Source organism: Herbaspirillum sp. UBA812 (assembly GCF_002296545.1).
In the GTDB taxonomy this organism is placed as follows: domain Bacteria; phylum Pseudomonadota; class Gammaproteobacteria; order Burkholderiales; family Burkholderiaceae_D; genus Herbaspirillum; species Herbaspirillum huttiense.
This window is the reverse complement of sequence record NZ_DBIC01000346.1, coordinates 1-10698: the sequence shown is the minus strand read 5'-3', so window position 1 is coordinate 10698 and position 10698 is coordinate 1. Positions and strand designations below refer to the sequence as shown.

Sequence of the window (10698 nt, the reverse complement as noted above, 5' to 3'; positions counted from 1 at the left end):
CCAGTACCTGCAACGGCAGCAGCGCCTGCAAGACCGCCAGCTTGGCCAGCAACAGCGCGACGATACCGATCACGCCATAACTGCCCAGGCGCGAATCCCGCATGATCTCCAGCGCACGTTCTCGGCTGACTGCACCACCAAGGCCATCGCAGACGTCGGCAAAACCATCCTCATGAAAGGCGCCGGTGAGCCAGATCCCGGCTGCAGTGGACAGCAGCACCGCCACCATCTGCGGCCAGAACTGCACGGCCAGCAGGTAGACCAGGGCGCAGGCCCAGGCCACGATCCAGCCGACCAGCGGGAAATAGCGCGTGGCATGCTGCAGCCAGTGCGGCTGGAAGCCCACCCAGCGCGGGATAGGAAGCCGTGTGAAGAATTGCAGCGCCGTGAAGAACAGGCGCAGCTGGTACAGCGGGCCGTCGTTGCGGGGCGGTGGCGGTGATGTGAAGTCTTTTTCAGGCATGCTTTTCACTGACGCTGGCCGAGGAGAAGGTCGCCATGCGTTCCAGGAAATTGACCGCCGCACGCAGCAGCGGCAAGGCCAGAGCGGCACCGGTGCCCTCGCCCAGGCGCAGGTCCAGCTGCATCAGGGGCGTGGCACCCAGGTACTGCAGCATGCGGCGATGGCCGGCCTCATCCGAGCAATGCGAAAACACGCAGTACTCCAGCACGGCTGGCTGCAGGGCCGCTGCCACCAGCAGGGCCGAGGTGACGATGAAGCCATCGATCAGTATTACCTTGCGGCGCTGTGCCGCACCGAGCATGGCCCCCGTCATGAAGGCGATCTCGAAGCCGCCCAGGGCCGCCAGTCGCTCCAGCGGTGCGCTCGCTTGCGCATGCAGGCGCAGCGCACGCGTCACCGCATCGGCCTTGCGGGCGACGCCTTGGGCATCGAGGCCGGTGCCGGCCCCGACGCACTCTTGCACCGGCACGCCCGTAAAGGCGGCCATCAATGCGGCGGCGGCGGTGGTATTGCCGATCCCCATCTCACCAAAGCCCAGCACATCGGCCTGCAGCGATTCAGCGAACTGGAGCCCGGCCAGCAGCGCGGCCTGGCATTGCTGCGCCGTCATCGCCGGGCCCTGGCAGAAGTTGGCGGTACCGGGGGCGATCTTGCGGTCCAGCAGGCCGTCGCGCGGGCCGAAATCGTGATTGACGCCGGTATCGACGATATACAGCGCGCATTCATTCTGGCGCGCGAAGATGTTGATCGCGGCACCTCCGGCCAGGAAGTTCTCCACCATCTGCCAGGTCACGCTTTGCGGGTAGGCCGAGATGCCCTCGGCGGTGACGCCATGGTCCCCGGCACAGACCACGATGGCACTCCGGCGCAGCACCGGATGGTCGCTGCCCTGGATCAGGCCGATCTGGCGCGCCAGGCGTTCCAGTGCACCCAGGCTGCCGAGAGGCTTGGTCTTGTCATTGATGCGCGCTTCCAGCCGGGCGGCCAGGCTGGCATCGAACGGGGAGGCAATGGCGGGAATCTGCATGAGGAAAGGCTCTGCGCCGCTGGCTGCGGCAGGATCAAGGGAGCGCCAGTATACGAGATCGCCGCTGGCTGCGGCAGGACAGATAACGGCGAGAACAAAAAGAAAGGGAGCCCGGAGGCTCCCTTGATGATGAGTGCAGCGTGTGTAGTACCTCAGGCCTTGGCTGCAGCGCGGTCGAGCACGCCGAAGATGGTCGAGGCCAGTTCATTGGCTTCGAACTTGGCAACGTAGGCATCCCCGCCCACGCTCTTGACGTGGTCCTCGTTGGCCGAGCCGGACAGCGAGGAGTGGATGATGACCGGGATGTTCTTCAGGAAGTCCTCGCGCTTGATGTTGCGGGTGAGCGTAAAACCATCCATTTCCGGCATTTCGAGGTCGGTCAGCACGAAGGAGATCTTGTCGGAAATCGGCTTGCCCTCGGCGCGTGCTTCCGTGGCCAGTTTCTGGATCTTGTCCCAGGCATCCTTGCCGGTGACATGCATCTCGAACGGAATCTCCATGGCGCGCAAGCCCTGCTCGATGAGCGAACGGGCCACCTTGGAATCGTCGGCGGCAATGGCCACCGCACCGGGGCGCATGCCATGGCCGGCGCTCTTTTCCAGGTTTTCCATCTTCATGTTGCGGTCGCTGGGCATGATCTCGTGCAGGATCTGCTCCACGTCCAGCACCTGGGCCAGGCGGCTGGTGTCCTTGTCCTGGTCGAGGCGCGCGATGCTGGTGACGAAGGCGCCACCACTGCTGGTTTCCGCCGACAGGACCTGGCTCCATTCCAGGCGCACGATCTCGTCCACCGACTCGACCGCAAAGGCCTGCGTACTGCGCGCGTATTCGGTGACCAGCAGGATGTTGAGGCCGGTCTTGGGCACACAGCCCACCACGGCCGGCAAGTCGATCACCGAAATGATCTGGCCGCGGATGTTGACCATGCCCAGCATCGGCGAATGCGTGCCGGCCGCCTTGGTCACAGGCGGCATGGGCACGATTTCGCGGATCTTGAAGACGTTGATGCCAAACAGCTCGGAGCGCTCGCCATGTGGATCCGCCCCCAGACGGAACAACAGCAGCTCGAACTTGTTGGATGCGGTGAGATTGGTTCTTTCGTCAATCTCTTTCTGAAAATTGTCCATGCCCCCTCCCCCGGATGCAAATGATGGTGACAGGCGAAAAGCCTGACTCAGCAATGTAGTGGGGAAACATGGCCGTGGCAATCAGGCAATCGCCTATAGCCGACATTTTTGATCTTTGCCCATGCCGCGAGTACCGAAATACCACGCTGGCCGCGCCAGGAGAGACGCACCGTCCCGTCTGGACCGAAGCGGCGGCACGGTGAGAAAAAACAGGCGCGTAAACAATATGCAGCAGACGCGGGGAATGGCCGGCTTGCCTGCAGGAAAAAACAGGAAATGCGGCGCAGAAATGAAAAGAGGAAGCCCGAAGGCTTCCTCTTTCAATTTGGAGCGGGAGAAGAGTCTCGAACTCTCGACCTATACCTTGGCAAGGTATCGCTCTACCAACTGAGCTACTCCCGCATGGGAACCTACACTTTACTGCTGCAGGAAGCCGAAGCTGCCTGCCTTGAATCTGGAGCGGGAGAAGAGTCTCGAACTCTCGACCTATACCTTGGCAAGGTATCGCTCTACCAACTGAGCTACTCCCGCATGGAGCATTTTGGAGGCGGGGGTCGGGATCGAACCGGCGTAGACGGCTTTGCAGGCCGCTGCATAACCACTTTGCTACCCCGCCTTGGGGACACGCATACTACCTAAAACACGTGTTGTTTGCAAACATCTTTTTTGACTTTTTTCGACTTGCGCCGCAGCCAAACTTTCAATGCTCGCTCACCTATCACAATAAAAAAAGGAAGCTTGTTCAGGCTTCCTTTTTTCCAAGTAACTTGGAGCGGGAGAAGAGTCTCGAACTCTCGACCTATACCTTGGCAAGGTATCGCTCTACCAACTGAGCTACTCCCGCATCGAAAACAGAACGCTATTATAAGGCAGCGTTGGTATTTGTCAACTATCGATCTTAATTATTTAATTATTTTTTTCTGTTCCCGGCATCGGCTTCCCTGATCATCGGCATCGCCCTGCGCAGGTAGTACAGCATCGACCACACCGTCAGCACCGCTGCCACCAGCAGCAGCAGGCTGCCCCACAGTCGGGTATCGATGAACCCGAACAGACTGTCGTAGTACAGCAGCATCGGAATGGCGATCATCTGTGCAGTGGTCTTGATCTTGCCCAGCGAACTGACCGCCACCGACTTGGAGGCGCCGATCTGGGCCATCCATTCGCGCAGCGCCGAGATGGCGATCTCGCGGCCGATGATGATGAAGGCGATCACCGGATGGACACGGTCCAGATGCACCAGCACCAGCAAGGCACCAGTGACCATGAGCTTGTCGGCCACCGGGTCGAGGAAGGCGCCAAAGGCGGAGGTCTGGTTCCAGCGGCGCGCCAGGAAGCCATCGAACCAGTCGGTGGCGGCCGCGACGATGAACACGGCCGTGGCGGCGATGCCTTGCTCGTAGCGGTTCAGGCCAATCTCAGGCAGGTAGTAGACCCCGACGACCAGAGGAATGAGCGCCACCCGCAACCAGGTCAGCAGAATCGGAATATTGAAAGGCATACGTCTTGGAGGGTTGGAGCGGCGTACACGAAAAAAAATTTACCGAATAGTAGCAGAGTCGCCCCCTGCTGCGCCCGCCTTTACGTCGGCACGCGCAGCAACGGGTCAGCAGAGGCGAAGAACTCAATGCAACTGGCGATAGATTTCTTCGGCCAGCTGGCGCGAGATGCCTTCCACGGAAGCCAGGTCATCCACGCTGGCATCGACCACCCCGCGCAGGCCGCCGAAACGCACCAGCAGGCGCTGGCGGCGCTTGGCACCGATGCCCTCGATCTCTTCCAGGCGCGAAGTCTGGCGTGCCTTGGCGCGCTTGGCGCGCATGCCGGTGATGGCGAAGCGGTGTGCTTCGTCGCGGATCTGGGCGATCAGCATCAGCGCGGCCGATTCCTTGCCCAGTTCCTTGGGCGCACGGCCATCGGCGAAGACCAGGGTTTCCAGGCCGACCTTGCGCCCTTCCCCTTTGGCTACGCCGACGATGAGGCTGATGTCCAGGCCCAGTTCGGTCAGCACCTGACGCGCCATCTCGACCTGGCCTTTGCCGCCGTCGATGAGGACGATGTCCGGCATCACGCCTTCGCCATTGGCCACCTTCTCGTAGCGGCGCGTAAGTACCTGGCGCATGGCGGCATAGTCATCGCCGGGCGTGATGTCGTTGATGTTGTAGCGACGGTATTCACCGTTCTGCATCGCATGGTGATGGAACACCACGCACGAGGCTTGCGTGGCTTCACCTTGCGTGTGGCTGATGTCGAAGCATTCTGCGCGCAGTTCGTCCAGGCCTTCACGTTCCAGCTCCAGCACCTCAGCCAAGGCACGCGTGCGGGCCTGCTGCGAGCCTTGCTCGGACAGCAGGCGCGCCAGTGCGATCTCGGCCCCCTTGGCGGCCATTTCCAGCCACTGGCGGCGTTGGCCCTGCGGCTGGAAGGTCAGCGTGATGCGGTGGCCGCACTGCTCCATCAAGGCCATCATCAGCGCCGGATCATCGAACTCGGTGCCCACGATGACCGAGCCGGGAATGAACTTGTCGATGTAGTGCTGGGCCAGGAAGGCCTTGAGCACTTCAACCTCGATGCTGTCCTCGGCGGTGTCCATCGCATCATCCACGTGCGTGGGGAAATAGGCGCGATCCCCGAGATGGCGGCCGCCGCGCACCATCGCCAGATTCACGCAGGCACGTCCGCCCTGCACCGTCACGGCGATGATGTCGATGTCGGCATCGCTGACCGTCTCCATGCTCTGCTGGTGCAGCACGCTGGAGAGTGAACCGATCTGGTCGCGCACGGCAGCGGCCTGCTCGAACTTCAGGTCGGCGGCGAAGGCGTGCATCTTCTGCTCCAGCGCTTCCATCACTTCGCTCTGGCGGCCGCGCAGGAATTTGGAGGCATTCTCCACGTCGAGCGCGTAATCCTCGCGACTGACCAGGTTCACGCAGGGACCGCTGCAGCGGTGGATCTGGTGCAGCAGGCAGGGCCGCGTGCGGTTGGTGAAGACGGTGTCTTCGCAGGTCCTCAGCAGGAACACCTTCTGCAGGATCTGTATCGATTCCTTCACGGCCCCTGCATTGGGGAACGGGCCGAAATACTGGCTGCGCTTGTCCACCGCACCGCGATAGTAGGCCATGCGCGGAAAGGCGTGGCCGGTGATCTTCAGGTAGGGATAGGACTTGTCGTCGCGAAAGAGGATGTTGAAGCGCGGACGCAGCGTCTTGATGAGATTGTTTTCCAGCAGCAGCGCTTCGGCCTCGCTGCGGGTGACCGTGGTTTCCAGGCGCGCGATGCGCTCGACCATCATGGCGATGCGCGGGCTGGTCAGGGTCTTCTGGAAATAGCTGGAGACGCGCTTCTTGAGGTCGCGCGCCTTGCCCACGTAGAGCACGTTGTCTTCAGCGTCGAAGTAGCGATAGACACCCGGCAGGTGCGGCAGCCGGGCAACCGTCTCCAGCACGACTTCACGCGGGTCGGGGAGCGGGGGTACTGGAATCTCGGACATGAGCGAAAGCGAAAAACTTACAGCGACTGCAGCAGCGCGCGTGCGGCCAGGTAGCGCGGATCGGCTTGCAGCGCATCCCAGGCCAGCGCCTCGCCACAGGGCAGCAAGGTCGCACGGCGGGCGGCAGAGGCGGCGTCGGTGCCGCCCTGCAGACCGGCGAGAATGGCATCAGCCTTGTCCGGCGAATTGCAGATCAGCGCCACATCGCAGCCTGCATCCAGTGCCGCCTGTGCCGCCTGCAGCGGACCACCGGCGACACTGGCACCGTGCATGCTGAGGTCGTCACTGAAGATCACCCCCTGGAAGCCGAAGCGCTCGCGCAGCATCGACAGCCAGACCTTGGAGAAACCGGCAGGTTGCGCATCCACCTTGGGGTAGATGACGTGTGCCGGCATCACGGCGGCCAGGCTCATGCCCAGCCAGTCATAAGGGGTGGCATCGTCGCCGAGGATCTCGTCGAGGCCACGCTCATCGACCGGAATGGCTACGTGAGAGTCGGCCGTGACGAAACCATGGCCGGGAAAATGCTTGCCGCAATTGGCCATGCCCGCCAGCGCCAGGCCGTGATTGAGGCTCTTCGCCATGAGCGTGACCACGCGCGGATCGCGATGGAAGGAACGGTCGCCGATGACGCTGGAGACGCCGTAATCCAGATCGAGCACGGGCGTAAACGACAGGTCGATGCCACAGGCGCGCAGTTCAGCGGCCAGCACGAAGCCGGTGGCCGTGGCTACCTTGGTGGCTTGCAGCACGTCACGATCCCACAGCTGGCCGAGCTGGCCCATGGCCGGCAGGCGCGTAAAACCATCGGTGCGGAAGCGCTGCACGCGGCCGCCTTCGTGGTCTACGGCGATCAGGATGCCGGGACGCGCCTGGCGAATGGCAGCGGTCAGCGCAACCAGCTGCGCACGGTTTTCATAGTTGCGGGCAAACAGGATGACCCCGCCCGTCAGCGGGTGCTGGAGGCGCGCGATATCGGCAGCGTCCAGCGTGGTGCCGACCACGTCCAGCATCACCGGACCGAGCGGCTTGACGGCTTGATTCATGACTTCTCCACGATGACAAAGGCGACGGCGTATTCCACTTCGTCGGTGACGGAAACCTGGGCGCTCAGACCCTGCTCTTCCATCCATTCTTGCAAGGCGCCGCTGCAGACCACCACTGGCTTGCCGCTGGGCGCGTTCAACACCTGCATGGCACGCCAGGTCATGGGCATGCGCATGCCCATGCCGATGGCCTTGGAAAAGGCTTCCTTGGCGGCGAAGCGGGTAGCCAGGAAGCGCACGCCGCGCGCTTCCACCTTGGCTTTGCGGCGCAGGTATTTTTCCATTTCCTGCGGGCCCAGGATCTTGGCGGCGAAGCGGTCGCCGTGACGTCCCAGGGTCGCCTCCAGACGCGAGATCTGGAGGATGTCGGTACCGATGCCGTAGATCATGCGGCGCGCCTCAAGCCTTGGCCTTCAGGGCGTCCAGGCGGGCCTTGACCATGATGGCCTTCATCTCGGAGACCGCATTGCGCCAGCCGGCAAAGACCGCATGGGCAACCACGGCGTGGCCGATGTTCAGCTCAGCGATCTCGGGAATGGCGGCGATGGCCTGGACGTTGGTGTAATGCAGCCCGTGGCCGGCATTGACCTTCAGGCCGAGCTTGACGCCAGCCTGCACGGCGATGCGGATGCGCTCCAGCTCTTCCTGCTGTTCACGCTCGCTGGTGGCATCGGCATAACGGCCGGTATGAAGTTCGATGACAGGGGCGCCCGATTCTGCGGCGGCCTGGATCTGCTCGACATCCGGATCAATGAACAAAGAGACGCGAATGCTCTCCAGCTGCAACTGGCGGATCGCCGCCTGCACGTCGGCAAAATGGCCGCGCACGTCCAGGCCCCCTTCGGTGGTGACTTCGGTACGCTTCTCCGGCACCAGGCAGACATCCTGCGGCTGGATGCCACAGGCGAAATCGATCATTTCTTTGGTGACGGCGGCTTCCAGATTCATGCGCGTCTGCAGCAGCGGACGGATGGCCTTGACGTCTTCATCGCGGATGTGGCGGCGGTCTTCACGCAGGTGCAGGGTGATGGCATCGGCACCGGCTTCCTCGGCTTCCAGCGCGGCGCGGATGGGATCGGGATAACGGGTGCCGCGCGCATTGCGCAGGGTGGCGACGTGATCGATGTTGATGCCCAGGTCGATGACCGGGCCGGCAGGCTGCAGGAAACTCATGGTGTCAGGAAGCTTCGTTGGAATGATGTCGGGATGTGCTCAAGGCTGCACGTGAAGAACCGTGCAGCCAGTTCTGGATTGTAGCGGCTCGGGATCGCACGCGGGAACAGACGGGATCAAGTGGCAGCATGTTCTGGCCGGCGGCAAACGGGCCGCCGCGCCATCACAGCTGCATCAGGTCGATCAGGATCTGTCGCGTGTTCAGCTGCGCCCCGCCCAGGTGATGCGACAGCAGGTAGCGCATCAGGAACTTGCTCTGCAATTGCGTGGTGGGGTCGCTGTAGTCTTCGCGCTCCATGTCCAGCAGCGTCTTGCCGGAGACCTTGGGGGCACGGTCGGAAATGCGTTCAGGACGCGTGCCCTGCTCCGGATCGACGACGTAGATGCCATCGGGCTGCACGGTCTTGCCGCTGGCCACGCAATGGCTCCAGTTGCCGGCCACGCCGGTTTGCTTCAACAGGATGCGTTCGAACTGGCGCAGCACGATGGGAGCATTCTCGCCATGGGCCAGCTTGTTGAGGGTGGCCACGTAATGGTCGAACAGCGCCGGGTGCGCATCTTCGCGCGCCAGCAGCTTGACCAGCAATTCATTGAGGTAGAAACCGCACAGCAGTGCCGATTTTTCCAGCGGCAGCAGGCCGCCTACCCATTCGGCATCGGTCAGCGTGCGCACTTCGGACTTGCCGCTCCACGACAGCGAGAGCGGCTGGAAGGTCTGCAAGGCTCCACGCAGTTTGGAATGCGGACGCTTGGCCCCCTTGGCCACCAAGGCGATACGGCCGTGATCCCGGGAGAACACGTCGATGATCAGGCTGGTTTCCTTGTAGGGATAGCTGTGCAGCACGAAGCCCGGCTGCGCCAGTACCTTGTGCTCCTTCTCCGGCACCGCGCGGCTGCGCGCACGGGGCGCGGCCGGCTTGCGCGCCGAGGCCTTGGCCGGTGCCTGGGGCGCGACCGGCGCGGCCGGATCAGCTACCTGGCCGTCGAGCTGGGGTTCGTTGAGCATGGTGGTCATGGATATCCGTCCTGAATGCGTGAAGCCACGTCGTTGGGGCGCGGCGTAATGCCATGATTATGCAGGGATTGCGCGCAGCTCGCAGGAGGCCGCACGCGGGCTCACTCGTAGCCGTAGGCGCGCAGGCCGGCTTCGTTGTCGGCCCAGCCCGATTTGACCTTGACCCAGATCTCCAGGTAGACCGGACCACCGAAGAGGCGCTCCATGTCCAGGCGCGCCTGCGTGGAAATTTCCTTCAGGCGTGCGCCCTTCTGGCCGATCACCATGGCCTTGTGGGTGTCGCGCTCGACCAGGATGGCCGCGAAGATGCGGCGCAGGTTGCCTTCCTGCTCGAACTTCTCGATCAGGACCGTGCTGGTGTAGGGCAATTCTTCACCGACGAAGCGGAACACCTTCTCGCGCACGATTTCGGAGGCCAGGAATTTCTCGCTGCGGTCGGTGATGTCGTCTTCGTCGAACATCGGCGGATTCTGCGGCAGCAGCTTGCGCACTTCTTCCTGCAGACGATCGAGCTGGAAGCGCTGCTTGGCCGAGACCGGCACCACGGCGGCGAAATCATGGTGCGAAGCCACTTCGCGGGCGAAGGGCATGAGCGTGGTCTTGTCCTTGTTGCGGTCGGCCTTGTTCAACACCAGGATGCAGGGCACGTTGGCCGGCAGGAGATCGAGCACCTGCTTGTCGGCCGGGCCGAAGGTACCGGCTTCGATCACGAACAGGATCACGTCCGACGCCGTCAGGGTATTGGTGACGGTGCGGTTCAGGGTCTTGTTGAGGGCATTGCTGTGACGCGTCTGGAAGCCCGGCGTGTCGACGTAGACATACTGGGTGTTCTCGATGGTCTGGATGCCGGTGATGCGGTGGCGCGTGGTCTGGGCCTTGCGCGAAGTGATGCTGACCTTGGCGCCGACCAGCACGTTCATGAGGGTCGACTTGCCAACGTTGGGACGACCGACGATGGCGATGTAGCCGCAACGGTAATCGCTCTCGGGGGTCTGCGCCGATGCGTCATCGGCCATGGGGGAATCTGTCATGCTGTTCTGGATTGCGAGGCGGATGAAGCCGCCGAAATGGGTTCTGCTGCGGCCGTTTCAGTGCGGTCGCCGGTGGTCTTGCCTTCGTTGCGCGCCGCAACCGGCGCGCCCTTCTGTTCCTTGGGTTCCTTCTGCTCCTTGGCTGGCTTGGCAGGCTTGCTGCCATTGGCCGTTGAGGCGTCGGGACGATTGCCCTTGCCCGCATCGTGCTCGGGAGCGTCCGGCTGGATGGTGGCGATGCCGGCCAGTTTCAGCTGGGTGGTGCGGGCACGCGGCTTGCGGCCGGCAGACGGGGGCTTGGCCAGTGCCAGCTGCACCGCTTCCAG

At 62.9% G+C, this 10698-nt stretch carries 10 protein-coding genes, 4 tRNA genes and 1 pseudogene; all 15 read right to left on the bottom strand.

The genetic code is table 11. From position 1 onward, the window contains the following. Positions 1 to 463, bottom strand: a 463-nt coding sequence (locus tag B3873_RS23265) for an adenosylcobinamide-GDP ribazoletransferase (RefSeq protein ID WP_286869286.1), incomplete at its 3' end; no start/stop codon positions are given. Continuing rightward, positions 456 to 1490, bottom strand: a complete 1035-nt coding sequence (gene cobT / locus B3873_RS23260; RefSeq protein ID WP_286869285.1) for a nicotinate-nucleotide--dimethylbenzimidazole phosphoribosyltransferase — start codon at positions 1488 to 1490, stop codon at positions 456 to 458. The genes cobT and B3873_RS23265, both read right to left, overlap by 8 nt. A 152-nt stretch (positions 1491 to 1642) precedes the next feature. After that, complete coding sequence (locus tag B3873_RS23255) at positions 1643 to 2617, bottom strand: chemotaxis protein (protein ID WP_286869284.1); 975 nt, start codon at positions 2615 to 2617, stop codon at positions 1643 to 1645. A 326-nt stretch (positions 2618 to 2943) separates the two neighbouring features. Next, positions 2944 to 3019, bottom strand: a tRNA-Gly gene (locus tag B3873_RS23250). A gap of 53 nt (positions 3020 to 3072) precedes the next feature. Beyond that, positions 3073 to 3148, bottom strand: a tRNA-Gly gene (locus B3873_RS23245). A gap of 11 nt (positions 3149 to 3159) precedes the next feature. Then, positions 3160 to 3233, bottom strand: a tRNA-Cys gene (locus tag B3873_RS23240). Between the two features lie 152 nt (positions 3234 to 3385). Further along, positions 3386 to 3461 (bottom strand) — tRNA-Gly (locus tag B3873_RS23235). 66 nt (positions 3462 to 3527) lie between these two features. Further along, the gene (pgsA, locus tag B3873_RS23230) at positions 3528 to 4118 is read right to left on the bottom strand and encodes a CDP-diacylglycerol--glycerol-3-phosphate 3-phosphatidyltransferase (protein ID WP_039786370.1); all 591 of its coding nucleotides are present in this window, start codon (positions 4116 to 4118) and stop codon (positions 3528 to 3530) included. Between the two features lie 123 nt (positions 4119 to 4241). Then, positions 4242 to 6107, bottom strand: coding sequence for an excinuclease ABC subunit UvrC (gene uvrC / locus B3873_RS23225; RefSeq protein ID WP_286869282.1), 1866 nt, complete (start codon positions 6105 to 6107; stop codon positions 4242 to 4244). A gap of 17 nt (positions 6108 to 6124) precedes the next feature. Beyond that, positions 6125 to 7153: a beta-N-acetylhexosaminidase gene (nagZ, locus tag B3873_RS23220; protein WP_039786372.1), complete on the bottom strand. Its 1029-nt coding sequence runs from the start codon at positions 7151 to 7153 to the stop codon at positions 6125 to 6127. Beyond that, on the bottom strand, positions 7150 to 7542 hold the full coding sequence (gene acpS, locus B3873_RS23215; RefSeq protein ID WP_088753669.1) for a holo-ACP synthase: 393 nt from the start codon (positions 7540 to 7542) through the stop codon (positions 7150 to 7152). The genes nagZ and acpS overlap by 4 nt, the downstream gene beginning before the upstream one ends. Positions 7543 to 7552: 10 nt before the next feature. Continuing rightward, positions 7553 to 8326 (bottom strand): pyridoxine 5'-phosphate synthase, encoded by a 774-nt coding sequence (gene pdxJ / locus B3873_RS23210; RefSeq protein WP_286869281.1) that lies wholly within the window; start codon positions 8324 to 8326, stop codon positions 7553 to 7555. Positions 8327 to 8489: 163 nt separating this feature from the next. Then, positions 8490 to 9341 (bottom strand): DNA repair protein RecO, encoded by an 852-nt coding sequence (recO, locus tag B3873_RS23205; RefSeq protein WP_286869279.1) that lies wholly within the window; start codon positions 9339 to 9341, stop codon positions 8490 to 8492. 101 nt (positions 9342 to 9442) lie between these two features. Next, positions 9443 to 10372, bottom strand: coding sequence for a GTPase Era (gene era, locus B3873_RS23200; protein ID WP_088753666.1), 930 nt, complete (start codon positions 10370 to 10372; stop codon positions 9443 to 9445). Continuing rightward, a pseudogene (locus B3873_RS23195) lies at positions 10369 to 10698 on the bottom strand (ribonuclease III); the annotation flags it as partial. The pseudogene B3873_RS23195 and the gene era, both read right to left, overlap by 4 nt.

Excerpts from the sequence above, each read along its gene's own strand:
- cobT (WP_286869285.1), bottom strand. The coding sequence starts at position 1,490 with ATGCAGATTCCCGCCATTGCCTCCCCGTTCGATGCCAGCCTGGCCGCC.
- B3873_RS23255 (WP_286869284.1), bottom strand. The coding sequence starts at position 2,617 with ATGGACAATTTTCAGAAAGAGATTGACGAAAGAACCAATCTCACCGCA.
- pgsA (WP_039786370.1), bottom strand. The coding sequence starts at position 4,118 with ATGCCTTTCAATATTCCGATTCTGCTGACCTGGTTGCGGGTGGCGCTC.
- uvrC (WP_286869282.1), bottom strand. The coding sequence starts at position 6,107 with ATGTCCGAGATTCCAGTACCCCCGCTCCCCGACCCGCGTGAAGTCGTG.
- nagZ (WP_039786372.1), bottom strand. The coding sequence starts at position 7,153 with ATGAATCAAGCCGTCAAGCCGCTCGGTCCGGTGATGCTGGACGTGGTC.
- acpS (WP_088753669.1), bottom strand. The coding sequence starts at position 7,542 with ATGATCTACGGCATCGGTACCGACATCCTCCAGATCTCGCGTCTGGAG.
- pdxJ (WP_286869281.1), bottom strand. The coding sequence starts at position 8,326 with ATGAGTTTCCTGCAGCCTGCCGGCCCGGTCATCGACCTGGGCATCAAC.
- recO (WP_286869279.1), bottom strand. The coding sequence starts at position 9,341 with ATGACCACCATGCTCAACGAACCCCAGCTCGACGGCCAGGTAGCTGAT.
- era (WP_088753666.1), bottom strand. The coding sequence starts at position 10,372 with ATGACAGATTCCCCCATGGCCGATGACGCATCGGCGCAGACCCCCGAG.